The following is a 24,821-nucleotide window of genomic DNA, read 5'->3' as shown; positions in this document are numbered from 1 at the left end:
AAGAAGGGCGCCCCGAGGGGCGCCCTTCCTGATCTCAGCGACCGCTGTCGCGGAAGTCGCCTTCCCGCCAGGACCGATCCTTGCGCTCGCCGCCACCGGCGCCCGCACGGGCCGGCTCCGGCCGGCGCTGCCCCCCGGAGGGAGTGCCCGACCGACCGGGCTGGCCCTGGCCGCCGGGCTTGCCGCCCCCGTGGCCGCTGGGGCGGCCCTGAAACTGCCGCTGGTCGCGCCGGGGCGCGTCGCTGCGCGGCGCGCGGTGCTGCTGCTGCTGGCGATTCGGCCGGCGCGGCACGGGGCCGGTCGGGATCTCGCCCTCGGCCGGAACCTCCTGCCGCGTCAGCTTCTCCACCGCGCGGAGCAGGGAGATCTCGTCGGGTGCCACCAGCGCCACCGCCTCGCCCGAGGCGCCGGCACGGGCCGTGCGGCCGATGCGGTGCACATAGGTCTCCGGCACCTCCGGCAAATCGTACTGGATGACATGCGTCACGCCGTCCACGTCGATGCCGCGGGCGGCGATGTCGGTCGCCACCAGGATCGGCGCGGTGCCCTTCTTGAAGGCCTCCAGCGCCCGCTCGCGCTGGCCCTGGCTCTTGTTGCCATGGATCGCGCCGGCGGAGAGACCGTCCTGCTCCAGCTGCTTCACGATGCGGTCGGCACCGTGCTTGGTGCGGCTGAACACCAGGGCACGGCCCACGCCCTCACCGCGCAGCAGGTCGGCCAGAAGGGCGCGCTTGCCGTCGGCACGGGTGTGGATCACGCGCTGGTTCACCCGCTCGGCGGTGGTGGCAACGGGCGTCACCTCCACGCGCACGGGGTCGGGCAGCAGCTCTTTCGCCAGCTTGGCGATGTCGTCCGGCATGGTGGCCGAGAAGAACATCGTGTGCTTCGTGCGGGGCAGCATGCCGGCGATGCGGCGGATGGAGGGCCAGAAGCCGCGGTCCAGCATCTGGTCGGCCTCGTCGAGGACAAAGACCTCGATGCCGTCGAGCTTGAGCGCGCGCTGGTTCAGCAGGTCCATCAGCCGGCCAGGCGTCGCGATCAGCACGTCCACGCCCTTGGCCATGGCGCGCTTCTGCGGGTTCTCCGGCACGCCACCGAAGACCAGCGCGGTGCTGGGGCGGATGTGGCGGCCATAGGCCCGCACGCTCTCATGAATCTGCGAGGCCAGCTCGCGGGTCGGCGAGAGGATCAGCACGCGGCAGGTGTAGGGGGCTGCGCGCTTCGGGTCGTTCGCCAGCCGGTGCAATAGGGGCAGCGAGAAGGCGGCCGTCTTGCCGGTGCCGGTCTGAGCGATGCCCAGCACGTCGCGGCCCGCGAGGGCGGCGGGGATGGCCTGGGCCTGAATCGGGGTGGGAGTGGTGTAACCCTCTTCCTCAAGCGCGCGCAGAAGGGGCGCGGCAAGGCCGAGCTCGTTGAACTGTGTCATGGATTCCAATCGGGCACGGCCCATCCGGGGCCGCGCGATGCGGGTGGAAGCGCCCCGCGTGTCCGGTCGCATCCAGGGTATCGGAAGGTCTGACGCCCCGGTCAGGGCCGCGCGCATCATGCGCGTGGCGGCCGTTCACGCGGCCGGGGCGGGGCCACGGCTGGGCCGGGCACCGGTACGATATGGCCTCTTTCGTGCTGCGGTGCAAGATAAAGAAGGAAAACGGGGTCCTAACCCTGCCGCGGGAAGCGCTTCTGGAACCAGTCGTCCAGCATCGCCTTCTCCAGGAACAAGTGTCCGCCCGGCTGGATGTGCCCCGCCCGAAACTCGAAGGCCTGATCCTGCAGGACCTCGTCCCCGGCAGCAGGCACCCGCTCCCTGCCGCGCAGGCTGTAGCGAAGCGTAATTTGCGGCCAGTCCACCCCACGGACGATGCGGGTGTCGCGCGCCCCCAGGCTCAGCGGGTCGTAGCGCCCGGCAGGTCGATATCGGTGACCTGCATGTCAAACAGCTGGCTCTCCGGCAGGCCGTGCTGGGCCAGGCGACGGACATGGTCGGCCAACTCGCGCAGCGTGGGTTCCTCGGGGCCGATCCGGTGGTCGCCGGTCACGCTAGCATCCGTGAAGCGCTCAGGCGTCACGAACTCCCCCCGCGCCTCACCGGCCCGGGCCATGTTTGCCGCGCAGAACGCGGCGAGGATGGCCGTAACGGCCGTTCGGGAGCGCATGGCATCCACCCTCTGCTGTTCGATCCCTGGCCGCCCAGATGGGATTGTGGCGCGGGGCCGGAAAGAGCCATGCACTGCTCGGGATAGTCGCCGCCTTGACGGGGAGCGGCGGCCCGGCCACGGGGATGGGATGGGGCGGCAGCAGCTTTTGCATCTCACGACCGGGCGGCCAGGATGGCGACAGAGGCTGGCGCGGGTGGCGCTGGTGCTGCTGCTCGGGCCGCTCCTGCTGATCGCCCTGTTCCGCTTCGTGCCGGTGCCTTTCACCCCGCTGATGATGATCCGCTCGGTTCAGGGTTACGGGTGGGAACGGGATTGGGTCCCTCTCGAATCCATTGCGCCCGCTCTGGCTGAATCGGTGGTGTCGGCGGAGGACAACCTGTTCTGCACACAGGTCCTCGGCTTCGACTTCGCGGCACTCCGCGGCGAGATCGGCGACCTGATGGAGGGCGAGCGCCCGCGAGGCGCCAGCACCATCACCATGCAGACCGCGAAGAACCTTCTCCTCTGGCCCGGCCGGGACCCGCTGCGAAAGCTGGTGGAGGCCTGGCTGACGCCGCAGGTGGCGCTGCTCTGGCCGAAGCGGCGGGTGATGGAGGTCTATCTCAACATCGTGGAGTTCGGCCCGGGCATCTACGGAGCCGAGGCCGCGGCGCGGTCCTTCTTCGGGAAGTCCGCGGCCAATCTTTCGCGGCGGGAGGCAGCGCGGCTGGCGGCGGTGCTGCCCAGCCCGCTCAACTGGTCCGCCGCTCGGCCGTCCGAGCATGTGCAGGGGCGCGCAGGCGTGATCGAGCGACGCATCGGCCAACTCGGGCCCTTGCTGGACTGCCTGCGTTAGAGCGCACGACATCGGCGGCCGTCCCGGTCCGCCAGGGAAGAGGTGAGCATGCCGACGAGTCCCCTGTTCGAACCGCTTGTGCTGGGCGGGCTGGAACTGCCCAACCGCATCATCATCGCGCCGATGTGCCAGTACTCGGCCGAGAATGGGCAGGCGGGCGACTGGCACCTGATCCATCTCGGCCAGCTCGCCCTCTCCGGCGCCGGGCTGATGATCCTGGAAGCGACGGCTGTGTCGCCAGAAGGCCGTATTTCGCCCGCCGACCTTGGCCTGTACTCGGAGGAGGACGAGGCGGCGCTGGCACGGGTGATGAAGGCCGTGCGGGCGCATTCGCCCATGCCGGTCGCCATCCAGATCAGCCATGCCGGCCGCAAGGCGTCCAGCCGCGCCCCCTGGGATGGCGGTTCCCAGATCCGGCCGGACGAGCCGGGCGGGTGGCAGACAGAGGCGCCCTCAGCCATCCCGCATTCCCCGGATGAGGAGGCGCCGGTCGCTCTCGACGCCGCCGGCCTCGCGCGGGTGAAGGACGCCTTCGTGGCAACTACCCGCCGCGCCTCAAGGCTGGGGCTGGACGCGATCGAGATCCACGCCGCCCACGGCTACCTGCTGCACCAGTTCCTCTCGCCCCTGGCGAATCAGCGGGAGGATGAGTACGGCGGCAGCCTCGAGAACCGGATGCGCTTTCCGCTGGAGGTTTTCGACGCCGTGCGCGCCGCCTTCCCGGCCGAGCGCCCGGTCTGGGTGCGGGTCTCGGCCACCGACTGGGTGCCGGGCGGCTGGGACCTGGAGGAGACGGTCGCCTTTAGCCAGGCGCTGCGCGATCGCGGCTGCGCCGCCATTCATGTGAGCACCGGCGGCGTCTCGCCGGCCCAGACCATCCCCCTCGGCCCGGGATATCAGGTGCCGCATGCGGAGCGGGTGCGGGAGGCGGTCGGCCTGCCGACCATCGCGGTGGGGCTGATCACCGAGCCGGAACAGGCCGAGGCGATCATCGCCGAGGGCCGGGCGGATGCCGTGTCGCTTGCCCGCGCCATGCTCTACGACCCGCGCTGGCCCTGGCACGCCGCCGCGAAGCTGGGCGCGCATGTCAGCGCGCCGAAGCAGTACTGGCGGTCCCAGCCGCGCGAGTACAAGGACCTGTTCGCGGGCGCGGCGCACGGGCAGCGCTGAGCCGGCCGGCGCCGCCCCGGCCGGGGCGGGTTAGCGGCTGCTGCCCTGGCCGAGGAGCCATCGCAGCAGCACCTCCCGCGAAGCCGGGTCGCCATGGATCACCGGATGGCCCGACCAATCCGAGCGGAACAGCGTGCTGCCGGGAATGGCGGCCACCAGTGCCTCGCCCATGGCGGTGGGCACGATGTGATCCGCCTTGGAGACCATCACCAGCGTCGGCGGTAAGGTCTTCGCCGCGCCGCGGATGGCGGCAATGGCATCCATCGGGTGGCGGTTGAGCCATGCCACCGCTGGCACCCAGGGCATGTGGATGCGGATGGTCTCGGTCATCGAAGTGAAGCCGCTGTCGATCACCAGCAGGTCGGCGGCGCCCTTTGCCGCCAGATGAATGGCGGGGGCGGAGCCAATGCTCTCGCCCAGCACCGCCAGCGGCCGGCCCGGCCATCGATCCCTCGCCCAGGCTGCGCTGGCCTCGGCGGTCGCCCTGAGCGAGGCCTCGGAGGGCACGCCGGGATTGCCGGAATAGCCCGGATACTCGGCCGCCAGCACGGGAATGCCGGCCCGGGCCAGCATCTCGGTGTTGATGGCCGCGAAGGCGGCGCGCGAGCCGTTTCCGTGAAGGAAGAGCAGAACGGGCGCGCCGGGATTGGTGCCCGTATCGGCGTAGAGGAGGGCAAGCCGGCCGGAGCCGGGGGCTTCCACATGCCCGACCTGCCAGATGCCGGAGGGGGCGACCGGGGTGCCGTTATGCCGGACCGGGAAGATGAAGCGCTCCTGCATGGCCCAGATCGCCACGATCGGGGCCAGCGCGAGGAGGACGAGAAGGACCAGGGTGAGGATGACGGGGCGGGCCAGTGCTTGCACAGGGCGTCCTTCCACCGTGTCGCGGCGGAACAGAGCGGGCAGGGTCTAAAGGGTCGGGCGGCGCTGGAAGCCAGGTTCCTCCGGCGCCTCGGCGAAGCTCTCCTCGATGCGGTCCACCCGCGCGAGCGGTGGGCCACGCCGGGCGGCGAGGAGGACGGCACCGACGGCCGCTTCCTCGCCGGAGAGAAGGGCCTCCACCGTGCCGTCCGCCCGGTTGCGGACCCAGCCGCTGAGGCCAGCGGAGCTCGCCTGCCTGATCAGCCAGTCGCGATAGCCGACACCCTGCACCCGCCCCTCGATGCGGAGCAGCCGGGCTTTCACCGCGCAAGCTCCAGCAGGCGCGCGGAGAGAGCAATATCCTGGGCGATGCGGGCACGCCGGGCCAGGGCTTCGGAATCCGTGCCCCAAAAGGCTTCCTGGTAGGTCTCGTCGAGGATGGTCAGGCGATGCGCCTCCGCCGCGTCGATCCGCCCAGCCGAGAGCGCCAGGCCGAGGACAAGGCTGCCCAGCGCCGGCACGACGATGCCGAGCGCAGAAAGGCCAAAGGCGGAATGCGCCGCCACCGCCCGGTGCAGCGCACGGAGCGATTCCGGCGGCTGGGCGACATGGATAATGCCGGTGGCGAGGTTGAGCGGCGCATCGAGATGGAGCGCCGCCCAGTCCAGCAGCGGTTGCCAGTTCTCGGCCTGCAGCGCGGCCAGCCGGCGATCCTCGGCGCGGTAGCAGAGCAGGTCGGACTCGCCGTACTCCGCGATGGCGGCGGCGCTCGGCTCTGGATCGGGCGCAATCCGGTCCACGGCGGTGCCGACGAGACGGGTGAGGGGGACCTCCTCCATCGTCATCTCGGCGCCCTTCTCGCCGCCGGCGACGTGCCATTCGGCCGCCACCGCCTCGGCCAGGGGGCGGCTGTGCAGGTGCAGGGTGGTGCCGCCCGGCAGACGCAGCGGGCGGCCATCAAGGGCGATGCCCCAGCCTGAATCGACGGGCTGGACGGCGGCTTCGGACCAGAATCGCTTCATGGGGGCGGAGGTGGGGTCTCGGGGGTGTCCGTGGCAAGCTGCCCGGCCATGGGAACGGCAATGATCTACGGGGCAGCGGCCTTGGCAGAAATCGGCGGGTGCTTCGCCTTCTGGGGATGGCGCCGCATGGGCTGGTCCGCCTGGGCGCTGGTGCCGGGGCTGGGCTGCCTGGTGCTGTTCGCCTGGCTGCTGACGCTGGTCGAGACTTCCGCCGCGGGGCGGGCCTTCGCGGCTTATGGCGGGGTGTATGTGGCGATGTCGTTGGGCTGGCTCTGGGCAGTTGAAGGACAGGTGCCGGATACCTGGGATCTGGGCGGGGCGGCCCTGTGCCTGTCGGGGGCGGCTGTCGTTCTCTGGGGGGCTCGTTAGGGCCGGCCAGAGCGGATCAGCGAAGGGATCCGGCCAGACTGTAGTCAGGGGCTGGCCAGGTCAGGTCGCGATGCCACCGCCGCCCGGTCCCGGAGGGGGAAAGCTCCCGGTCCAGTGGCCGAGGCCGGTGTCGCAGCAGCTCCGGGTGAAATCCAGGAGGTCACGGACGGTGATGATCCTGTTCGTGTTCATCGAGTTCCGGCCGGTGCTCAGCCAGGGATGAAGGGCGACGAGGGGTGCCGGGTAGCCGAGCCCCTGGGCTCCGATGAGAAGCAGCCGGAGAGTGCTCGTGACGCAGTTCTGCCTCCTGTAGATGAGGTGAGAGTTCTCGTGGCTTCGGAAGCTGGCGAGGATGTATTCCGTCCCGGACTTGTACGGGCCGTGCAGCCCACCCGAGAGATACTCCGCCTGCGCATACTGGCGCATTTCTCCCGTATCCAGCCCTTCGGCCGTAATCTCGACCGGGTCGCCATAGGTGAGCCTGTCGCTCTCCACGCTCTGCTCATGCCTCGGATACATGGAGCGGATGGGCCGTCGCACCGCCTCTCCGTCCCCGCTCGGGCTAATCGCGAAGGCCTGTTCCGAAAGGCCGGATTTCCCAGTGCGCGCACCGGGCGCCGGCCGCCAGCTGCTGTAGACGCCCTCCATGCGGACGGCGCAGTGCCCAGTGCCCTTCTGCAGGAAAAAGAAGAAGGTTGCCGTGCCCTTGAGGGAGCGACTTCCGGACATCCTCGTCTCCTCCAAGAGGCGATTTGACAAGCGATTGGGTTCGAGGCCCCTCCGCGTGTCAAGCAACGGCTGCATGGTCGAAAGTCGCCATGCGGCGCCGAGATGCCTCTCGTTCCGCAGCGCCGGTTGGTGCTGCGGAGGGGCTGAGGATCAGTTCAGTTCGTTCTTGTAGAACCGCCCGTCCCGCATGATCGCGCGCATCGCCGCGCCCTGGTTCTGCAGGACGCCGAGGTCCTTCAGCGGATCGCCATCCAGCACCAGCAGGTCCGCCTTCGCGCCGGGTGCGAGGACGCCGATGCTTCCCTCCATCATGCAGAGCCGGGCGGCCAGGGTGAGGGCTGAATGGATCACCTCATGCACCGGCAGCACGCGGGCGCGAATTTCGAACTCCATCGACTGGTACTTGTGCAGCCCGCCCAGCAGATCCGAGCCATAGGCCATGGGAAGGCCGGCGCGGCGCATGATGTCGAGCGATTCCAGCCCGGCGGTGCGCACCGTTTCGATCTTGGCCACCGATTCCGGGCCGAGGCCGAGCGCCTCGCCCTCCAGCGCCAGCCCCTCATAGGCGGAGAGGGTGGGGCAGGCGATGGCGCCGGCGCGCGCGGCCAACTCCGCGGTCTCGGGCTGAATGAGGTTGCAGTGCTCGAGGGAGTGGACGCCGCACTCCACCGCACGGCGGATCGCCTTGTCCGTGTAGAGATGGGCGGCGACATAGGTGCCGGCATTCTCAGCCTCCTCCACCGCCGCGCGGATCTCGTCCCGCGAGAAGCCGAGGGCGTGGATGGGATCGTTGGGCGAGGCGACGCCGCCGTTTGCCATGATCTTCACGAAGCGCGCGCCGGATTTGATCTCCTCCCGCGCCGCCTTCCGCACGGCATCCACCCCGTCGCAGATGCGGCCGAGCGAGCCGACGCGGTTGGCGAACACGCCCTCGCGGTCGTCCGAGCGGGCGCGGAAATCCGAGTGCCCGCCGGTCTGGCCCAGCGCCTTGCCGCAGGGGATGACGCGCGGGCCGTCGATCAGGAACTCATCCACCGCGACGGCAATCCCGGGCTCGGCCCCGCCGAGGTCGCGAACGGTGGTGAAGCCGCGCATCAGCATGCCGTTCATCACGCGCGCGGCGCGCATCATGGCAAGCGAGGAGGGCTGCGCCGCGTTCTCGGCCAAGTTCACCATCGAGGCGATGACATGCACATGCGCGTCCACCAGCCCGGGCATGATGGTCTTGCCGCGCAGGTCGATGCGGGTGGCCGAGGCCGAGGTGATCGGCCGGTCGGACACCTCGCGAATGCGGTCTCCCTCGACCAGCACCTCCATGCCGCCGCGCAGCGCGGTTGCGCCCGGTTCCAGGAACCCGCCATTGGTAAAGATGTAGCCTGTCATCGTCCGTCTCCGTCTCAGCGCGCGACCGCGTAGCCCTGCATGCCGCGCGGATTGGCGGCTGCCTTGACCTGATACCCGTCCCCATCCGCTTCCCGCGCGCAGGCGGAAAGGCGGCCCTCGGACCAGTCCTCGCCCACCGTCACCTGATGGCCGCGGCGGCGTAGCTCCTCGACCGTGGCAGCGGGGAAGCGGCTTTCGAGCGTGAGCGTGCCGTGGGCGGTCTCGCGCGGCCAGAAGGAGGAGGGCGCATGGTCCGTGTGGAAGGCAGGCGCGTCGATCGCTTCCTGCAGGTTCATGCCGTGATGGGCGTGGTGCAGGAACAGCAGCAGGGACCATTGCTCCTGCTGGTCCCCGCCCGGTGTGCCGAAGGCGAGATAGGGCTTGCCGTCCCGATAGGCGAAGCTCGGCGTCAGCGTCGTGCGCGGCCGCACGCCCGGCGCCATGGAGGAGGCGAGCCCCTCCTTCAGCCAGAACATCTGCCCGCGCACGGTGATGGAGAAGCCGAGACCGGGCACCACGGGGCTCGACTGGAACCAGCCACCCGAGGGCGTGGCGGCCACCATGTTGCCCCAGCGATCGACGACATCGACATGGCAGGTGTCACCGCGATGCGTGCCGGCGGCGGTGGTGACGGCCTCGCCCGCAAGGTCGTTCGGCGCGCGCGCATCCTCCCGCGCCACGGTGGGTTCGCCGGTGCCGACGCGCGGCTCCTTGCGCGTGCCGGCGGGCATGAGCGGGGGCAGGACCGGCTCGCGCCCATCCGGGCGGCCCGGGCGGAACTCGTGCGATGCCGTCTCGCCGATCAGCGCGCGCCGCTGGGCCGCATAGTCCATCGAGAGAAGCGTATCCAGCGGCACCGGCGCGCTGTCGCCATACCAGCAGTCACGGTCGGCGAAGGCGAGCTTGATGGCCTCGGACACCACATGCACGAACTCCGGCCCCAGCGGGTCCATCGCCGCCAGATCGTAGCCGGAAAGGATGTTGATCGCCTGCAGGAAGGACGGCCCCTGGCTCCAGCCGCCGCATTTGAACACGCGGTAGCGGCCGTGATCGGCGTGGACCGGGCGTTCGACGGGCACCTTCCAATCCGCCATATCCTGGCCCGTCAGCAGGCCCCGGTTGTGCCGGCCAGACACGTCCCACACCTCGGTGGTGCGATAGTAGCGGTCCACGGCTTCGGCGACCGGGCCGCGATACCAGTAATCCAGCGCGCGGTTGATCTGCGCCTCGCGGTTGCCGGTGGATTCGGCATCGGCCAGCAGCGCTTCGAGGGTGGCGGCCAGCGCCGGGTTGCGGAAAAGGCGCCCGGTCTCCGGTACCGCGCCGTTCGGCAGGTAGATCTCGGCCGAACTCGGCCAATGCGTCTCGAACAGCTCCTTCACGGAGGCGACGGCGGCGGGGATGCGGGGCACCAGTGGATGACCCTCCCGCGCGTAGAAAATGGCAAGCGACAGCACCTCACGCAGCGTTGCCGTGCCATGGTCCCGCAGCAGCGTCATCCAGGCCCCGAAGGCGCCGGGCACGCAGGCCGGCAGCAGGCCGGAACCGGGCACGAGGTCCAGCCCCAGCCCGCGCAGCCGGTCCATCGTCGCGGCGGCGGGGGAGGGGCCCTGGCCGCAGATCACGATCGGCTCCGCCGCGCCGGCCGGGCAGGCCAGAATGGGCGCGTCACCGCCCGGCCCGTTCAGATGCGGCTCCACCACCTGCAGCACGAAACCAGAGGCCACCGCAGCGTCGAAGGCGTTGCCGCCGCGCTCCAGCACGCCCATTCCGGCGGCAGAGGCTAGCCAGTGGGTGGAGGCGACGGCGCCGAAGGTGCCGCGCAGCTCGGGGCGGGTGGTGAAGCCGGGCATGGTCAGCGGGTTCCGAAACGGGCGGGGTTGAAGGGGGCGAGGTGCAGGCCCGGCGGCGCGCCGGCGACCAGCGCCGCGACCAGACGGGCCGTGCCGGCCGCCAGCGTGAGGCCGAGATGCTGGTGGCCGGTGGCGACAAAGGCGTTCGCCATACCGGGGGCGCGGCCGATGGCGGGCAGGTAATCGGGCAGGCTAGGGCGGTCGCCATGCCAGCGAGATGTCGGCTCGGCGGAGGTGCCGAACAGCGCGCGGGCGTGGCGGACCAGGATCTCCGCGCGGGACCAGTCCGGCGCGCGCGTCGCAGCGCCGAGCTCCACCGTGCCGGCGAGGCGCGTGCCGTGCTCCATCGGGGTCGCGATGAAGCCGCGTTCGGAGAAGGAGACGGGGCAGGGAAGGGGGACGGCGCCCAGCGGCAGCATGGCGTGGTAGCCGCGCTCGGCTGTCAGCGGCAGGTGCAGGCCGAAGATCGGCGCCAGCCGCGCGCTTGCCAGCCCGGCCGCCAACACCACGGCCTGCACCGCCTGCCGCCCGGCCGGCGTCTCAATCGCGTCGATCCGAGCGCCGTCTCGGTGAAGGCCGGTCAGCGGTTGGGCAAGCAGTTGGCCGCCCTCTGCCGCCACTCGGGCCGCCAGGTCGCGGACCAGCCGCTGCGGCTCGATGGCGTGCGCCGCCTCGGGGAAGAAGTGCCCTCCTGTGACGGGCGCGGTGAGGTTCGGCAGGCGTTCCCCAATTTCGGGAAGGGAGAGGGCGACAAGCCGGACGCCATGCGCCGCCATGACCGCCGCCTCGGCCTGCGCGGCCTTGAGCCCGGCCGGGCTTTCGGTAAGGGCCAGGGCGCCTTGGTGCCGAAGCAGCTCCGCCAATGCTGCGGTGTCCAGCAGGTCGCGCCAGTCCTGCACCGCTGTCCGCAGCACGGAAGAGAGCGCGAGGGTGCCGGCCTGCAGCCGGGTCGGGCGCGCGGCGGCTGCGAGGCGAAGGAACCAGGGCAGCATCGCCGGCATTCCGCGCCAGCGCAGGGCGAGCGGGCCGGAGGGGTTCGCCAGCATCCGCGGCACCGCGGCCAGCATCTCCGCCCGGGCAAGCGGCTGCACCTGCTCGATGGCGATATGCCCGGCATTGCCGGCGGAGCAGAGCGAGCCGGGCGGCGCGGGATCAATCAGCAGGACCGGTTTTCCCATGCGCTGGATCGCGCGCGCGCAGGCCGTGCCGATCACGCCCGCGCCGATGATGGCGACCGGCCGCTCCGTCACCCGCCGCTCCGTCACACCAGGAAGCCGGCGCGCAACGGGTCGCGCTCGTTCACGAAGATGGTGTTGATACCGTGGGTCCGCGCCCAGCCGGCGATGCTGGGGATGATGGCGGCGTGGTTGCCCACCGTCGCGCGTCCTTCCACCCGGCCGTCGAACAGCGTGCCGATGATGCTCTCATGGATGAACTCGTCACCGATGGAGAGCTTTCCGCGCGCCTCGAGCTGCGCCATGCGGGCGGAGGTACCCGTGCCGCAAGGGGAGCGGTCCACAGCCTTGTCGCCGTAGAACACGGCGTTGCGGGCATGAGCGCGGGGATCACGCGCGCCGCCGGTCCACATCACATGGCTGACGCCACGGATGGTGCTGTCCTCGGGGTGCACGACATCGACGATCTCGTTCAGGCGCCGGCGCAGCTCGGGGCTGTGGCGGAGCACGTCGTCGGCGGAGAACTCCTCCAGCCCCGCGAAGCCCGGCTGCGGCTCCACGATCGCGTAGAAATTGCCGCCATAGGCGATGTCCACGCGCAGCCGGCCCATGCCGGGCATCTGCACCTCCACTTCGGGCAGGGCGAGGAAGGAGGCGACGTTGCGGATGCGCACGCTGTCCACATGCTCGCCGCGGCGCTCATAGGTGGCGGCGATGCGGCCGGCCGGCGCATCGAGGTTCAGCTCGCCCTCCTTCGCCGGGCGGGCCAGGCCGTTCTCGATCGCCATCGTCACCGTGCCGATCGTGCCGTGGCCGCACATGGGCAGGCAGCCCGATGTCTCAATGAAGAGGATGGCGATGTCGCAATCCTCCCGCGTCGGCGGGTACAGGATGGACCCGGACATCACGGAATGCCCGCGCGGCTCGAACATGAGGGAGCGGCGGACCCAGTCGTGGTGATTGAGGAAATCCATCCGTCGCTCGCTCATCGTGGCGCCGCGCAGGATCGGGCCGCCGCCGGTGACGAGGCGGACGGGATTGCCGCAGGTATGGCCATCGATGCAGGAAAAGGTGTGGTTGCCCGGCGGAACCGGCATCTCAATCCCCTGCATCGGTCCACTCCCCTGTGCTGCGGCCCGGCAAGCCTACGGGACATTTTATCCAATTGACAGTCTGGCTGGCTTGGCCCTTGCATGGTCGTCATGGGCAAGGCGCCGCACGGGCAGCGCCGCGCAGGATGCTGTCGTGGAGAGACAATTGACGGGGATTGCGGCGGCCGAGGGACGGGCAGGCACGGGCGTCTTCGCCCGGCTGCTCGTGCGCGCGCTGATCACCCTCGGCGTGCTTGCCATGGCTGTGCCGCTGGTGATGACCGCTTATATCAGCCTGTTCCGCGACGCGGTGGTGGTGTTCCCGCCCTCCGGCTACGCCCTCTCCTGGTACACGCGCATCCTCGAATTCCCACGCTTCGGCGAGGCGCTCGGCACCAGCCTGCGCATCGCCGCGATGGCGACGCTCGGCAGTCTGGCGCTCGGCATCCCGGCAAGCCTCGCCCTGGTACGCTACCGTTTTGTAGGCCGCGGGCTGCTGAACGTGCTGCTGCTCTCGCCGCTCACGGTGCCGGGCGTGGTGATCGGCCTCTCGGTTTATGTGCTGGTGGTGGAGACCGAGATCGCGACCGAGGCGCCGCTGATCGGCTCCGATATCGTGCTCGTCGTCGCGCATCTGCTCATTACCGTGCCCTGGGTGATCCGGTTGTGCGTGGCCAACCTGATCGGGCTCGACCGCTCGATCGAGGAGGCCGCCGCCAATCTCGGCGCCCGGCCTTGGACGGTGCTGTGGCGGGTGACGCTGCCGATGATGCGCCAAGGCATCCTGGCCGCGGGCCTCTTCGCCTTCATCGTCTCCTTCGAGAATATCGAGATGACGCTGTTCCTCATCGCACCCGGGCAGACCACCCTGCCGATCTCGGTGCTGCAATACCTGGAATACCGGGTGGACCCGTTGGTGGCCGCGGTGGTGATGGTGCAGACCCTCGTCATCGCCGGGCTGCTGTTGTTGCTGGACCGCTATGTGAAGCTGAGCCGCATCGTCTCATGAGCGAACCCTATCTCCGCATCGAAGGATTGACGAAGCGCTTCGGCACCGCGGTGGCGGTGCAGGACGTGACCCTCTCCGTCCGGCAGGGGGAGATGCTGGTGCTGCTTGGCCCCTCGGGTTGCGGCAAGACCACCACGCTGCGCATGGTCGCGGGCTTCGTGGAGGCCAGCGAGGGCCGCATCCTGTTGCAGGGCCGGGACTATGCCGGCCTTCCGCCGTACCGGCGCGAGATGGGAATGGTGTTCCAGAGCTACGCGCTGTTCCCGCATATGACGGTGGCGCAGAACGTCACCTTCGGCTTGCGGATGCGCAAGCTGCCGCGTCCTGAGGTGGAGACGCGATTGGCCGAGACGCTGGAGATGGTGAAGCTCACCGCCATGGCGGACCGCTATCCGCGCCAGCTCTCGGGCGGACAGCAGCAGCGCGTGGCGCTGGCTCGCGCCCTGGCCATCCGGCCAAAGGTGCTGCTGCTGGACGAGCCACTCTCGAACCTCGATGCCAACCTGCGCCAGCAGGTGGCGCGCGAAATCCGCGGGCTGCAGCGCGCGGCGGGACTGACCGCGCTGATGGTCACCCATGACCAGGACGAGGCCATGATGATGGCCGACCGCCTTGTGGTCATGAACGAGGGCGCCGTGCAGCAGGTGGGCACGCAGGAGGAGCTGTACGAGCGCCCCGCCAACCCCTTCGTCGCGCGCTTTATCGGCCACAGCAATCTCGTGCCCGGCACGCTGGCCGATGGCGCGCGGCTGGTGCTTCCAACCGGCGGCGCAATCCGCCTCGCCGGCGACTACGCGGCCTCCGGCGACTGCACCCTGGCCATTCGCCCCGAGCGCATGCGGCTCTGCGGGCCGGAAGATGCCGGCGCACGCGTTCAGGGCGTGGTGGAGGACGCAACCTATGTCGGCGCACATATTGAGGTGCTGCTGGCGCTGCCGGACGGCACGCGTGTGATCCTGCACGACCCCACCGATGGCGGCGCCGCGCGGCGCATGGCGCCGGGCGACCGGGCAGGGATCGCCTGGGACGCGGCCAGCGAAAGACTGTTTGATTCCGCCGGTGCGCCTCTCGCGGCGCGCACGGCGGTACCGGCCTGAACCCCTGAAGGAGCCCATCATGCGTGCACGGGATCTCGGTGCCTCTCGGCGGCAGCTGCTCGGCCTCGCGGCCGGCGCGGCGGCGCTGCCCTTCATGCCCCATCTGGCCCAGGCACAGCCCTCAGGGCGGATCGTGGTCAGCACCTGGGGCGGCGACTATGCCGGCCTGCTGGGCAGCAACATCGATCGGCCGCTGATGGCGCCGAAGGGCGTCGAGGTGACGCAAGACGTGGGCACCGAGCCCGCCCGCATCGCCAAGCTGATCGCCCAGCGTCGTCTGCCGCGCGGCAATGTGGACATCATCTGCGCCCAGGCCCCCGCCTCCTACGACCTGAACGAGGCCGGGCTGCTGGAGCCGTTGGACGAGAGCAAGGTTCCCAACATGCGGCACCTCCTCCCGGAGCTGCGCACGGGCTACGCCCTGCCGCACATCTTCAGCCCGCAGATCTTCATCTACAACACCGAGCGCGTGCAGGCACCGCCTGCCACCTTCGCCGACCTGCTGGCAGACCGGTACAAGGGCAAGGTCGGGCTGCTCGACAACAGCTTTATCTACATCGTCATGGCCGCCGCCCTGGCGAAGACGGGCGACGCCATGAACGTCAACGCCGCCAAGCCAGATCTCGAGAAGCTCGTCCGCGACGGCAACAAGACCTACACCGTGACCGACGCCTTCGCCCCCGCGCTGCGCTCGGGCGAGATCGATGTCGGGCCGGTCTGGCAGGCGCGCACGATCTTCTGGCAGAAGGCCGGCGTTCCCGTGCGCAGCGCCTTCCCGAGCGAGGGCAGCGTCGTCTACGTCTCCTCGATGAGCGTACCGAAGAACGCGCCCAACAAGGCGGCCGCCTTCGCCTACCTAAACGCCATGCTGGAGCCTACGGCGCAGCGCGGCTTCGCGGACAGCATGGGTTACCTGCCCACCAGCACCCAGGCGACGCTGGAAGGCGAGGTGGCGCAGCGCTTGGCCTTGCCGGATCCGCGCCCGAAGCTGGTGGCACCGGACTACGCCAAGCTCGCCGGCGTGCGCGACGACCTGAACGACTGGTGGCGCCGTCTACTGGACGGGCGATGAGTCCTCCGAGCCGGAAACAGGGGCTGACCGCCGGCCTTCTGATCGGGCCGGCGACGATGGTGGTGCTGGGGGCGCTGATCGCGCCCCTGGTGCTCCTCGCGCGCTACAGCCTCAACCGCTACGACCGCACGAACTTCATGGTCGAGGCGGTGACGCTGGAGAATTATCTGCGCTTCCTGTACGACCCCTTCTACACGGGCGTGCTGTGGACGACGCTCTGGATTGCGCTGGTCACGACCGTGCTCTGTCTCCTGTTCGGCTTTCCCATCGCCTATCGCCTCGCGCGGTCGCAGAGCCGGTGGAAGTCGGCAGGGGTGCTGCTGGTGATCCTGCCGCTGTTCATCGGCAGCACCGTGCGCGCCCTGGGCTGGATGGGCGTGCTTGGGCGCGGCGGGTTGGTGGACAGTGCCGTTGCGGCAGCCTCGCCCGGTTCCAGCTTCCCGTTGCTCTACACGCCCTTCGCGGTCGTGCTCGGGATCCTCTCCATCAATCTGCCCTACATGATCCTGACCCTGCAGAGCGTGATCGAGGGAATCGACTCCCGCATTGAAGAGGCAGCGGACAGCCTGGGCGCCGATCCGTCCCGCCGGTTCCTGCACGTCGTCCTGCCGCTCGCGCTGCCCGGACTGGCGACGGGCGGCGTGCTGGTCTTCATCCTGGCGATGAACGCCTATGCCACGCCGCTGCTGCTGGGCGGGGCGCGGTTCCAGATGATGGCGCCGATGCTGTTCCGCGAATACGCCGTGAACAACAACTGGCCCTTCGCGGCCGCGATCGCCTTCATCCTCATGGTCACGACGCTGACGCTCACGGCGGTCTCCTCCGCCTTCGTGCAGCGGCGTTACAAGGCCGCCTGAGGATGGCGAAGCTGCAGCGCCGGACGGTGGTGGAATCCGCGACCGAGGAGCTGCGCCGGCGCATCCTCTCGGGCGGCTTCCGCGCCGGCGAGGCCCTGCGCCAGGACGCGCTGGCCGAGGAGTTCGGCATCAGCCGCATCCCCCTGCGCGAGGCCTTCCGCCAGCTGGCCGCCGAGGGACTGGTGACCATCCACGCGCATCGCGGCGCGGTGGTGAGCACCCTTTCGCCCGAGGAGATCGCCGAACTCTTCGACCTTCGCGCGCTGCTGGAGCCGGACCTGATCCGCCGCGCCGTGCCGCGGCTCACCGCAGCGGATTTCGCGGAGGCGGCGCGCATCCTGGAAGCCTATTCCGCGGCGATCGACCGGGATGATCTGAACGCCTGGGGCGAGCTGAACACGGAGTACCACCTAGCGCTCTACCGCCCGGCCGGACGCGCCCAGTCGCTCTCGATCGTTCGTACCTTGCTTGCGAATACGGACCGCTATACCCGGCTGCAACTCGCCCTGGCCGGCGGCACGGATCGCGCAAAGATCGAGCACGCTGCGCTTCTCGACATCTGCCGCCGGGGTGCGGCGGAGGAGGCCGCCGACTTCACTCGCCAGCACGTGCTGGAGGTGCGGCAAGACCTGCTGCGGTTGATCGATGGATCGTCGCAGGGAGAGGCACCCGAAGCGGCAGGGTGAGGGTGCCACCGGGTGTCTGGCCCCAAGGCTGAAACGCTGGCACAGCGATTGCGATGAGACCCTGTGTAGGGCTCGAATTTTGGAGGGCCAAGGCGCCGCCCGGACTATCCGAAGCGGCCAGCGGTTCGCGACGAACCTGCAACTCGGGAGCGTCATGCCGCTGGCGGACGGAATGGACCGGTTGCAGGATGTCCGCTGGTGCCATGATGGTGCGCGGTGGGGCGGGAACGAAGGGCATGGCGGGATCGGGCATGCAGGTCTTGCAGGGATGAGCGGGCTGACACTGGAGGTACGCGACCTCGCCGTGACCTTCGCCACCGAGCGCGGGCCGCTTCGCGTGCTGGACGGCATCTCCTTTTCTCTGCCTGCCGGCCGCACGGTGGCGCTGGTGGGAGAGAGCGGTTGCGGGAAATCCGTGGCATCACTCGCCGTCATGGGGCTGCTGCCACCGAGCGCGACGCTGGAGGGCACGATCCGGTTGGAGGGGCGCGAGATCGCCGAACTGCCTCCGGAGGAGCGCCGCAAGCTGCGCGGCGCTGACCTTGCGATGATCTTCCAGGAGCCCATGACGAGCCTCAACCCGGCCTTCACCGCGGGCGAGCAGGTGGCGGAGGCACTTCGGCTGCACCAGGGCCTCGATCGTGCCCGAGCGCATCAGGCCGCCGTGGCGATGCTGGAGGCGGTGCGCATCCCCGAGGCGGCGCGGCGGGCGCGGCAGTACCCGCACCAGCTATCCGGCGGCATGCGGCAGCGCGTGATGATCGCCATGGCGCTCGCCTGCCGCCCGCGCGTTCTGATCGCGGACGAGCCGACCACGGCGCTGGACGTGACCGTGCAGGCGCAGATCCTGGCCCTGCTAGACGAGATGCGCGGCGGCACGGGTACGGCGGTGCTGCTGATCACCCATGATCTCGGCGTGGTGGCGGACCATGCGGACGAGGTGGTGGTGATGTATGCCGGCCGCGTGGCCGAGACCGGCCCCGCCGCGCAGGTGCTGGCCATGCCGCAGCACCCTTACACCGTCGGCCTGCTCGGCGCCGCGCCGCGGCTGGACGGTGCGCCGGGTTCGCGGCTGGCGACGGTGGAGGGCACGGTGCCCGACTTGGCCGACCCGCCCGAGGGCTGCCGCTTTAAGACGCGGTGCCCCTTCCGCATCACAATCTGCGACACCACGCCACCGCTCCTCGATGTCGGCCCCGGGCACCGCGCCGCCTGCCACCGCGCCCCGCTCGAGCAGATCCTGGAGGCTGCGTGAGCACGCCCCTTCTGGAACTCGAAAACGTCACCCGCCACTTCCCCGTGCGCGACGCCCTCGGCCGTCGACGGGGCGCCGTGCGCGCGGTGGATGGAGTCTCCTTCTCCGTCGCCGAGGGCGAGGTGCTGGCGGTGGTCGGCGAGAGCGGCTGCGGCAAGTCCACCCTCGGCCGGCTGGCGCTTCGGCTCGACGAGCCGGATGCCGGCAGCGTCCGCTTCGCCGGAATCGACCTGCGCGCCATGAAGCCGGCCGCGTTGCGCGCACAGCGCCGGTATATGCAGATGATTTTCCAGGACCCCTATGCCAGCCTCGATCCGCGCATGACGGTGGGGCAGGCCGTGGCGGAGCCGCTGCGCCTGCACGGCATCGTGCCGCGCGCGGAGGAGCGCGCGCGGGTCCAGTCGCTGCTGGCGCGCGTGGGACTGCGGCCGGAGCATTTTGATCGTTGGCCGCATGAGTTCTCCGGCGGCCAGCGCCAGCGCATCGCCATCGCGCGGGCGTTGGCCAGCGGCCCGCGGCTGATCGTGGGAGACGAGCCGGTCAGCGCGCTCGATGTCTCCGTCCAGGCGCAGGTCATCAACCTGCTGCAGGACCTGATCTGCGAGTTCCGCCTGGCCTTCGTGCTGATCAGCCACGACCTCGCGGTGGTGCGCCACGTCGCGGACCGGGTGGTGGTGATGTATCTGGGGCGGATCGTGGAGGAGGGACCCGCGGCCCGCGTCTTCGCAATGCCGCGCCACCCCTACACCCGCGCGCTGCTCGCCTCCGTGCCCGGCGCCGGGCCAAAGGGGCCGCCTCTGCAGGGCGACCTGCCGAGCCCCATCTCACCGCCTGCCGCCTGCCGCTTCCACACGCGCTGCCCCCATGTGCAGCCGATCTGCCGGGAGGTGGACCCGCCGCTCGTCGCGGGCGCGACGTCCACGACGCCCGCGCATCGCGCCGCCTGCCATTTCCAGGACACGCTGCCGCCCATGCCTCCCGCGGCCCACGCGGCTGATGGCGGCGAGCGCCTGGCGCGGCTGCAGGCCTTCTTTGCCTCCAAGCCCGCCAGCCCCCAAGAGATCGGAACCGACGCATGACAGCCCGCCCCCTCGCGCCGCTCGCCCTGGCGGCGGCCATCCTCGCCGGCGTGCCGGCGGTGGCGCAGACGCTGCCGAACATCCGCATCGGGCTGCGCGAGGACCCGGACATCATGGATCCGACGCTGGCGCGCAGCTTCGTCGGCCGCATCGTCTTCGCCAGCCTCTGCGACAAGCTGTTTGACATCAACGACAAGCTGGAGATCGTCCCGCAGCTTGCCACCGGCCATCGCTGGGAGGACCCGAAGACCCTCATCATTACCCTGCGCGAGGGCGTCACCTTCCATGACGGGGAGCGCATGGATGCCGAGGCGGTGCGCTACTCTCTGATGCGGCACCTGACCATGCAGGGCAGCTTTCGCCGCGGCGAGATCACTGATCTCGAGAGCGTGGAGGTGATGGACCCCACCACGGTGCGCCTGCGCCTGAAGCAGCCCTCCTCGCCCTTCCTCAGCCAGCTCACAGACCGCGCGGGCATGATCGTCAGCCCCAAGGCGGCCGAGGCCGCGGGGCGCGACTTCGGCGCCCGGCCGGTCTGCGCCGGCCCCTTCCGCTTCGTCGAGCGCGTGGCGCAGGACCGGATCGTGCTGGAACGGTACCCCGCCTACTGGAACGCGGCGAACATCCACTTCAACCGCGTGACGTTCCAGCCCATCACGGACAGCACGGCACGACTGGCCAACCTACAGTCCGGCACCTTGGAAGTGGCCGAGGTGACCAGCCCGAGCGACGTGCCCTCCATCCGGCGCGACCGGCGGTTGAGCCTCGCGACCGTGGACGGGCTCGGCTACTGGAACGTCATCTTCAACATCGGCAACGGCGCACGCGCTCAGTCGCCCATCGGCCAGGACCGCCGCGTGCGCGAGGCCTTCGACCTGGCGATCGACCGCGAGGCGCTGATCCAAGTCGTGTACGAAGGCCTGCACACCCCCGCCTCCCAGCCCATCCCGCCGGCCTCGCCCATGCATGTGCGCGACCTGCGCGTGGCTCCGCGCAATCTTGACCGTGCCAGGGCCCTGCTTCGCGAGGCGGGCGTGCGCACACCGGTTCCCGTTGACCTGATGGTCGCCAACAGTCCGGAGCAGCGCCAGGCCGCCGAGGTGATGCAGTCCATGCTCGCCGAGGCCGGGTTTGAACTGCGGATCGTCGCCACCGAATTCGCCTCTGCCCTTCAGGCCGGCGTACGCGGCGATTTCCAGGCCTATCTCAACGGCTGGTCCGGCCGGCCCGACCCGGACGGCAACAGCTGGACCTTCATGCACAGCCGTGGCGCGCAGAACGACGGCAAGTATTCCAACCCCGAGGTGGACGTTCTGCTCGACGGGGCGCGGACGGAGGCGGACCCCGCCAAGCGTACCGCCCTCTACGCCCAGGCTTTCCGCATCGCGCTCACGCAGGACCATGCACGCGCCTACCTGTGGCATCCCAAGACCATCGTGGCGCACACCACGCGGCTGCAGGGCTTCACCCTGCTCCCGGACGGGCTGATCCGCCTGCAGAACATGCGGCTCCGCTAGCGCCATGTGGGGATGGCTTCTCCGGCGGCTGGGGCAGATCATCCCCACGCTGCTCATCCTCTCGGTGCTGATCTTCGCCCTGCAGCAGCTGATGCCGGGCGACCCGGCCATCATTATGGCGGGCGAGGAGCGGGGCGATCCGCAGGTGCTGGCCGAGATCCGCGCGGAGCTGATGCTCGACCGCCCATTGTGGGAGCAGTACGGCGCTTGGCTGTGGCGCCTGCTGCATGGTGATCTCGGCTTCTCCTGGCGCATCCGCCAGCCCGTCGGCTCTCTCATCCTGGAAAAGCTGCCGGTCACGCTGCAGCTCGGCCTCATGGCCTTTGTCATCTCCGTGGCGATCGGCGTGCCTGCGGGCATCATTTCCGCCGCCTATCGCGACCGCCCGGCCGACTGGGCCGCGAACGGCATCGCGCTGGCGGGCATCTCCACGCCGAATTTCTGGCTGGGGATCATGATGATCCTGCTGTTCAGCGTGCAGCTGGGCTGGCTCCCGCCCTCCGGCTACGTGCCACTCACCGAGGACTGGCGGCAGTCCCTGGCTACCACCATCATGCCCGCCTTCGTGCTGGGCGGCGGCATCGCCGGGGTGTTCATGCGCCACACCCGCGCCGCGATGATCGGCGCGCTCGGGCAGGACTACGTTCGCACCGCCCGCGCCAAGGGCCTGCCCGAGCGCGTGGTCATTGGCCGCCACGCGCTGCGCAATGCGCTGATCCCGGTGGTGACGCTGGGCACGATCGAGCTGGGCCGGCTGCTGGCCGGCGCGGTGCTGACGGAGCAGATCTTCTCCATCCCCGGCTTCGGCAAGCTGATCGTGGATGCTGTGTTCAACCGCGACTACCCGGTGGTGCAGGGGGTGGTGGTGGTCACGGCGGTGATCTTCGTCAGCCTCTCCCTCATCGGGGACATGCTCTACATGGCCATCAACCCCCGGCTGCGCACGGCATGAGCGCGACCGCGACCGTTCCCGCCGTGCCGCGCGCCGACAGCCCCGGCCGGCGCGCGGTCCGGCGCTTCCTGCGCCACCGGCTGGCGGTGCTGGGCCTCGCCGTGGTCCTGATCTTCGTGCTGGCGGCCGCCCTGGCGCCCTGGATCGCGCCCTACGATCCCATCGCCACCTCCTGGTCCCGCATCCGCCGCCCGCCCTCCGAACTGTTCTGGTTCGGCACGGACGAGAACGGGCGCGATGTCTTCTCCCGCGTGCTCTGGGGCGCGCGGGCCTCGCTCATGGCCGGTGCGCTCTCCGTCACGGCCGCGCTGCTGCTGGGCGTGCCCTTCGGCCTCCTGGCGGGGCTGGCGGGCGGCTGGGTGGATACGGTCATCTCCCGCGTCACCGACGCGATGCTCTCGGTGCCCTTCCTCATCCTCGCCATCGCCCTCGCGGCCTTCCTCGGCCCCGCGCTGGAAAACGCAATGCTCGCCATCGCCATCTCCGCCAGCCCCATCTTCGTGCGGCTGTCGCGCGGCATGGCGATGGAGGCGAAATCGACGGAATGGGTGGAAGCCGCACGCTCGCTCGGCAATCCGCCCTGGCGGATCGCGCTGGTGCATGTCCTGCCCAACATCGTGCCGCCGCTCCTGGTGCAGGCCACCCTCTCGATCGCGGAGGCGATCATCGCGGAGGCCTCGCTCTCCTTCCTCGGGCTGGGCCAGCAGCCTCCCAACCCGTCCTGGGGCTCGATGCTCAACGCGGCGCAGCGCTTCCTCACCCAGGCGCCGTGGATGGCGATCTATCCCGGGTTGGCGATCTTCCTGGTGGTGCTCGCCTTCAACCTGCTGGGCGACGGTCTGCGCGACGCGCTTGATCCGCGGGGGCGGGGCCGCTGAGAAGGCCGGGGGAGCGAATTCCCCCGGTCCCCCTCCTTTTTCTCGGGTGTTTGCTGGCGCACCCGCGGCCGTTGTTCCGCGGCAGCCCGATAGAAAAAGATGAGGGGTCCGGGGAAAATTCCTTCTCCCCGGCCTTTCAAACCTCGAAGGCTTCCCCCGGCACAGGCACCCGCACCCGCCCGGCCTGCGCGCCCATCTCCCGCAGGAACTCGTCCGCGGACGGCGCGATGATCGGGAAGGTGCCGAAGTGGCAGGGGATCACCACGGGCACATCCGGCAGGAAGCGCGTCATCGCCAGCGCCGCGCCGCGCGCGCCCATGGTGAAGCGGTCGCCCATCGGCACCATGGCCACCTTCGGCCGGTACAGCTCGCCGATCAGCGCCATGTCCGAGAAAACATCCGTGTCGCCCATGTGGTAGACCACGGGCTGGGCGGAATCCTTGGGCGTGATCACCACGCCGTTCGGCAGGCCCAGATCCTGGATCACGCCGTTCTCGTCCATCGCGGCCGAGGAGTGGAAGGCGATGGTCAGCGACACCGTGAACTCGCCCTGGTCGGTCGTGCCGCCGGTGTTCATCGGGTCGGTCTTCGCCACGCCCTTGCGGCTGAAATACTGGCACAACTCGGCATTGGTCACGAGCTTGGCGCCGGTCGCGGCGGCGATGGCCGCGGTGTCGCCGGTGTGGTCGCCATGGCCATGGGTCAGCACGATATGGGTCGCCCCGCGGGAGGCCTCCTCCACCGTGCCCTTGAAGGTGGAATTGCCGGTCAGGAAGGGGTCGATCAGCACCACCGCGCTGCCGAATTCCAGCCGGAAGGCCGAGTGTCCGAACCAGGTGATCTTCATGCGGCTCTCCTCTCCTGGGCAGGCCAGGACGCGCCGTGTTTAGCCGCGGCGGGGAAGGGCGGCCAGCAGAGCCAGTGCAAAAGCCCGTGGGCGGGTCAGCCCGTCACGGCCCCGCGCACCCGCTCCATCCCATGGAAGACCGTCACCGTGTCCCGCCGCGCTACCGCGACGAGGTTCATGTCCAACGCCCGCGCCCGGTCCAGCGCCAGCGCGGTCGGGGCGGAAATGGCGACGAGACAGCGCGCGCCGATGGAGGCCGTCTTCTCCACCAGCTCGAAGGAGCAGCGGCTGGTAACGACGACGAAGCCCTCCGCCGCCTGCACGCCCTGCCGCATCAGGGCGCCCGCCAGCTTGTCCAGCGCGTTGTGCCGGCCGACATCCTCGCGCACCGCGATCAGCCGCCCGTCCGGCCCCGCGAAGGCGGCGGCGTGAACCGCGCGGGTCTCGTCATTCAGCGGCTGGGCGCCCTCCAGCGCATCCACCGCGCGGCGGATGGCGATCAGGTCGATCGCGGGCGCAGGGCCCTCCGGCGGCATTGCCTGGGGCATCTGGTCCAGCTCCTCGATGCCGCAGACGCCGCATCCCGTCCGCCCGGCGATGGAGCGCCGCCGTGCGAGATGCGCGGTCAGCGCCGAGGGGGCGAGCCGGATCGCCAGCCGCAATCCGCGCGGCTCCGCCTCCACCGCCACCTCCCGGATGCCGGACGCATCGGCGACGATCCCCTCCGTCAGGCTGAACCCGTAGGCGAAATCTTCGAGATCGGCCGGCGTCAGCATCATCACGGCGAAAGGAACCGAGGAATAGACGAGGCTGACCGGCACCTCCTCCGGCACGGCCCGGGTGGTCGGCCGGGCCTCGCCATCGGCGCCGAGGATGAGCGCGGTGGCGGGGCGGCTGCTCGGCGGCAGGGAGGCGGACTCGGTCATGC

The 24,821-nt window shown here is 70.1% G+C and carries 24 protein-coding genes and 1 pseudogene; 13 read left to right on the top strand and 12 right to left on the bottom strand.

Translation table 11 applies throughout. The features are described from left to right. Nucleotides 1–34 precede the first annotated feature (34 nt). Nucleotides 35–1,426, bottom strand: coding sequence for a DEAD/DEAH box helicase (locus ACVBD7_RS13140; RefSeq protein ID WP_458093685.1), 1,392 nt, complete (start codon nucleotides 1,424–1,426; stop codon nucleotides 35–37). Between the two features lie 230 nt (nucleotides 1,427–1,656). Next, nucleotides 1,657–2,099: pseudogene (locus ACVBD7_RS13135) on the bottom strand (DUF3016 domain-containing protein). Nucleotides 2,100–2,301: 202 nt separating this feature from the next. Between ACVBD7_RS13135 and mtgA the strand changes: the two are divergent. Both mtgA and ACVBD7_RS13125 read left to right on the top strand, forming a co-directional pair. Continuing rightward, entirely contained in the window at nucleotides 2,302–2,991 is a 690-nt protein-coding gene (mtgA, locus tag ACVBD7_RS13130; protein ID WP_458093684.1) for a monofunctional biosynthetic peptidoglycan transglycosylase, read from the top strand. Between the two features lie 48 nt (nucleotides 2,992–3,039). Then, nucleotides 3,040–4,161: an NADH:flavin oxidoreductase/NADH oxidase gene (locus tag ACVBD7_RS13125; RefSeq protein WP_458093683.1), complete on the top strand. Its 1,122-nt coding sequence runs from the start codon at nucleotides 3,040–3,042 to the stop codon at nucleotides 4,159–4,161. 30 nt (nucleotides 4,162–4,191) lie between these two features. Here the strand turns inward: ACVBD7_RS13125 and ACVBD7_RS13120 are convergent, their stop codons facing one another. From ACVBD7_RS13120 to ACVBD7_RS13110, 3 genes are read right to left on the bottom strand one after another with little or no spacing between them, the layout of a single operon-like run. Next, nucleotides 4,192–5,025 carry an alpha/beta hydrolase gene (locus ACVBD7_RS13120; protein ID WP_458093682.1) on the bottom strand — a complete coding sequence of 278 codons (834 nt, stop codon included), beginning with the start codon at nucleotides 5,023–5,025 and terminating at the stop codon, nucleotides 4,192–4,194. Nucleotides 5,026–5,070: 45 nt separating this feature from the next. Continuing rightward, nucleotides 5,071–5,346 (bottom strand): acylphosphatase, encoded by a 276-nt coding sequence (locus tag ACVBD7_RS13115; protein ID WP_458093681.1) that lies wholly within the window; start codon nucleotides 5,344–5,346, stop codon nucleotides 5,071–5,073. Then, nucleotides 5,343–6,044 carry an ATP12 family chaperone protein gene (locus ACVBD7_RS13110; protein WP_458093680.1) on the bottom strand — a complete coding sequence of 234 codons (702 nt, stop codon included), beginning with the start codon at nucleotides 6,042–6,044 and terminating at the stop codon, nucleotides 5,343–5,345. The genes ACVBD7_RS13115 and ACVBD7_RS13110 overlap by 4 nt, the downstream gene beginning before the upstream one ends. A 48-nt stretch (nucleotides 6,045–6,092) precedes the next feature. On the opposite strand from ACVBD7_RS13110, the gene ACVBD7_RS13105 reads away from it, so the two are divergent. Next, nucleotides 6,093–6,413, top strand: coding sequence for a YnfA family protein (locus tag ACVBD7_RS13105; protein WP_458097696.1), 321 nt, complete (start codon nucleotides 6,093–6,095; stop codon nucleotides 6,411–6,413). 60 nt (nucleotides 6,414–6,473) lie between these two features. On the opposite strand, the gene ACVBD7_RS13100 is transcribed toward ACVBD7_RS13105, so the two are convergent. From ACVBD7_RS13100 to ACVBD7_RS13080, 5 genes are all read right to left on the bottom strand, one after another. Next, nucleotides 6,474–7,142, bottom strand: a complete 669-nt coding sequence (locus ACVBD7_RS13100) for a hypothetical protein (RefSeq protein WP_458093679.1) — start codon at nucleotides 7,140–7,142, stop codon at nucleotides 6,474–6,476. 150 nt (nucleotides 7,143–7,292) lie between these two features. Then, nucleotides 7,293–8,525 (bottom strand): amidohydrolase family protein, encoded by a 1,233-nt coding sequence (locus tag ACVBD7_RS13095; protein ID WP_458093678.1) that lies wholly within the window; start codon nucleotides 8,523–8,525, stop codon nucleotides 7,293–7,295. Nucleotides 8,526–8,539: 14 nt separating this feature from the next. Further along, nucleotides 8,540–10,378 carry a gamma-glutamyltransferase family protein gene (locus ACVBD7_RS13090; RefSeq protein ID WP_458093677.1) on the bottom strand — a complete coding sequence of 613 codons (1,839 nt, stop codon included), beginning with the start codon at nucleotides 10,376–10,378 and terminating at the stop codon, nucleotides 8,540–8,542. Between the two features lie 2 nt (nucleotides 10,379–10,380). Further along, entirely contained in the window at nucleotides 10,381–11,628 is a 1,248-nt protein-coding gene (locus ACVBD7_RS13085; protein WP_458093676.1) for an NAD(P)/FAD-dependent oxidoreductase, read from the bottom strand. 11 nt (nucleotides 11,629–11,639) lie between these two features. After that, entirely contained in the window at nucleotides 11,640–12,650 is a 1,011-nt protein-coding gene (locus ACVBD7_RS13080) for a 4-hydroxyproline epimerase (RefSeq protein ID WP_458093675.1), read from the bottom strand. 148 nt (nucleotides 12,651–12,798) lie between these two features. Between ACVBD7_RS13080 and ACVBD7_RS13075 the strand changes: the two genes are divergently transcribed. From ACVBD7_RS13075 to ACVBD7_RS13030, 10 genes are all read left to right on the top strand, one after another. After that, entirely contained in the window at nucleotides 12,799–13,653 is an 855-nt protein-coding gene (locus ACVBD7_RS13075; protein ID WP_458093674.1) for an ABC transporter permease, read from the top strand. Then, the gene (locus ACVBD7_RS13070; RefSeq protein WP_458093673.1) at nucleotides 13,650–14,750 is read left to right on the top strand and encodes an ABC transporter ATP-binding protein; all 1,101 of its coding nucleotides are present in this window, start codon (nucleotides 13,650–13,652) and stop codon (nucleotides 14,748–14,750) included. Before ACVBD7_RS13075 ends, ACVBD7_RS13070 begins: the two co-directional genes overlap by 4 nt. A 19-nt stretch (nucleotides 14,751–14,769) precedes the next feature. Continuing rightward, nucleotides 14,770–15,822: an extracellular solute-binding protein gene (locus tag ACVBD7_RS13065; protein WP_458093672.1), complete on the top strand. Its 1,053-nt coding sequence runs from the start codon at nucleotides 14,770–14,772 to the stop codon at nucleotides 15,820–15,822. Continuing rightward, nucleotides 15,819–16,679 carry an ABC transporter permease gene (locus tag ACVBD7_RS13060; RefSeq protein WP_458093671.1) on the top strand — a complete coding sequence of 287 codons (861 nt, stop codon included), beginning with the start codon at nucleotides 15,819–15,821 and terminating at the stop codon, nucleotides 16,677–16,679. The genes ACVBD7_RS13065 and ACVBD7_RS13060 overlap by 4 nt, the downstream gene beginning before the upstream one ends. A gap of 2 nt (nucleotides 16,680–16,681) precedes the next feature. Beyond that, the gene (locus ACVBD7_RS13055) at nucleotides 16,682–17,365 is read left to right on the top strand and encodes a GntR family transcriptional regulator (protein WP_458093670.1); all 684 of its coding nucleotides are present in this window, start codon (nucleotides 16,682–16,684) and stop codon (nucleotides 17,363–17,365) included. 154 nt (nucleotides 17,366–17,519) lie between these two features. Continuing rightward, nucleotides 17,520–18,620, top strand: coding sequence for an ABC transporter ATP-binding protein (locus ACVBD7_RS13050; protein ID WP_458093669.1), 1,101 nt, complete (start codon nucleotides 17,520–17,522; stop codon nucleotides 18,618–18,620). Beyond that, nucleotides 18,617–19,699, top strand: a complete 1,083-nt coding sequence (locus ACVBD7_RS13045; RefSeq protein ID WP_458093668.1) for an ABC transporter ATP-binding protein — start codon at nucleotides 18,617–18,619, stop codon at nucleotides 19,697–19,699. The genes ACVBD7_RS13050 and ACVBD7_RS13045 overlap by 4 nt, the downstream gene beginning before the upstream one ends. After that, nucleotides 19,696–21,216 carry an ABC transporter substrate-binding protein gene (locus tag ACVBD7_RS13040; RefSeq protein ID WP_458093667.1) on the top strand — a complete coding sequence of 507 codons (1,521 nt, stop codon included), beginning with the start codon at nucleotides 19,696–19,698 and terminating at the stop codon, nucleotides 21,214–21,216. Before ACVBD7_RS13045 ends, ACVBD7_RS13040 begins: the two co-directional genes overlap by 4 nt. Before the next feature lie 4 nt (nucleotides 21,217–21,220). Next, on the top strand, nucleotides 21,221–22,168 hold the full coding sequence (locus ACVBD7_RS13035) for an ABC transporter permease (RefSeq protein ID WP_458093666.1): 948 nt from the start codon (nucleotides 21,221–21,223) through the stop codon (nucleotides 22,166–22,168). Then, nucleotides 22,165–23,046, top strand: coding sequence for an ABC transporter permease (locus ACVBD7_RS13030; protein WP_458093665.1), 882 nt, complete (start codon nucleotides 22,165–22,167; stop codon nucleotides 23,044–23,046). Before ACVBD7_RS13035 ends, ACVBD7_RS13030 begins: the two co-directional genes overlap by 4 nt. A gap of 136 nt (nucleotides 23,047–23,182) precedes the next feature. Here ACVBD7_RS13030 and ACVBD7_RS13025 read toward each other — a convergent pair whose 3' ends face one another. Both ACVBD7_RS13025 and fdhD read right to left on the bottom strand, forming a co-directional pair. Further along, a complete protein-coding gene (locus tag ACVBD7_RS13025; RefSeq protein WP_458093664.1) occupies nucleotides 23,183–23,893 on the bottom strand; it encodes a metal-dependent hydrolase in 711 nt (236 codons plus the stop codon). A 95-nt stretch (nucleotides 23,894–23,988) separates the two neighbouring features. After that, nucleotides 23,989–24,819, bottom strand: coding sequence for a formate dehydrogenase accessory sulfurtransferase FdhD (gene fdhD, locus ACVBD7_RS13020; protein WP_458093663.1), 831 nt, complete (start codon nucleotides 24,817–24,819; stop codon nucleotides 23,989–23,991). Between the last annotated feature and the right edge of the window lie 2 nt (nucleotides 24,820–24,821).

The sequence above is a fragment of the Roseomonas sp. WA12 genome (assembly GCF_054165765.1).
The sequence above is the reverse complement of the archived record's forward strand: the minus strand, read 5'-3'. Positions and strand labels throughout refer to the sequence as shown.

What these genes read in the sequence shown, in the direction of transcription:
- ACVBD7_RS13140 (WP_458093685.1), bottom strand. Translation starts at nt 1,426, where the DNA reads ATGACACAGTTCAACGAGCTCGGCCTTGCCGCGCCCCTTCTGCGCGCG.
- fdhD (WP_458093663.1), bottom strand. Translation starts at nt 24,819, where the DNA reads ATGACCGAGTCCGCCTCCCTGCCGCCGAGCAGCCGCCCCGCCACCGCG.
- ACVBD7_RS13090 (WP_458093677.1), bottom strand. Translation starts at nt 10,378, where the DNA reads ATGCCCGGCTTCACCACCCGCCCCGAGCTGCGCGGCACCTTCGGCGCC.
- ACVBD7_RS13060 (WP_458093671.1), top strand. Translation starts at nt 15,819, where the DNA reads ATGAGTCCTCCGAGCCGGAAACAGGGGCTGACCGCCGGCCTTCTGATC.
- ACVBD7_RS13100 (WP_458093679.1), bottom strand. Translation starts at nt 7,142, where the DNA reads ATGTCCGGAAGTCGCTCCCTCAAGGGCACGGCAACCTTCTTCTTTTTC.
- ACVBD7_RS13065 (WP_458093672.1), top strand. Translation starts at nt 14,770, where the DNA reads ATGCGTGCACGGGATCTCGGTGCCTCTCGGCGGCAGCTGCTCGGCCTC.
- ACVBD7_RS13025 (WP_458093664.1), bottom strand. Translation starts at nt 23,893, where the DNA reads ATGAAGATCACCTGGTTCGGACACTCGGCCTTCCGGCTGGAATTCGGC.
- ACVBD7_RS13055 (WP_458093670.1), top strand. Translation starts at nt 16,682, where the DNA reads ATGGCGAAGCTGCAGCGCCGGACGGTGGTGGAATCCGCGACCGAGGAG.
- ACVBD7_RS13040 (WP_458093667.1), top strand. Translation starts at nt 19,696, where the DNA reads ATGACAGCCCGCCCCCTCGCGCCGCTCGCCCTGGCGGCGGCCATCCTC.
- ACVBD7_RS13110 (WP_458093680.1), bottom strand. Translation starts at nt 6,044, where the DNA reads ATGAAGCGATTCTGGTCCGAAGCCGCCGTCCAGCCCGTCGATTCAGGC.
- ACVBD7_RS13070 (WP_458093673.1), top strand. Translation starts at nt 13,650, where the DNA reads ATGAGCGAACCCTATCTCCGCATCGAAGGATTGACGAAGCGCTTCGGC.
- ACVBD7_RS13035 (WP_458093666.1), top strand. Translation starts at nt 21,221, where the DNA reads ATGTGGGGATGGCTTCTCCGGCGGCTGGGGCAGATCATCCCCACGCTG.
- ACVBD7_RS13095 (WP_458093678.1), bottom strand. Translation starts at nt 8,525, where the DNA reads ATGACAGGCTACATCTTTACCAATGGCGGGTTCCTGGAACCGGGCGCA.
- ACVBD7_RS13030 (WP_458093665.1), top strand. Translation starts at nt 22,165, where the DNA reads ATGAGCGCGACCGCGACCGTTCCCGCCGTGCCGCGCGCCGACAGCCCC.
- ACVBD7_RS13125 (WP_458093683.1), top strand. Translation starts at nt 3,040, where the DNA reads ATGCCGACGAGTCCCCTGTTCGAACCGCTTGTGCTGGGCGGGCTGGAA.
- ACVBD7_RS13105 (WP_458097696.1), top strand. Translation starts at nt 6,093, where the DNA reads ATGGGAACGGCAATGATCTACGGGGCAGCGGCCTTGGCAGAAATCGGC.
- ACVBD7_RS13080 (WP_458093675.1), bottom strand. Translation starts at nt 12,650, where the DNA reads ATGCCGGTTCCGCCGGGCAACCACACCTTTTCCTGCATCGATGGCCAT.
- ACVBD7_RS13050 (WP_458093669.1), top strand. Translation starts at nt 17,520, where the DNA reads ATGCCGCTGGCGGACGGAATGGACCGGTTGCAGGATGTCCGCTGGTGC.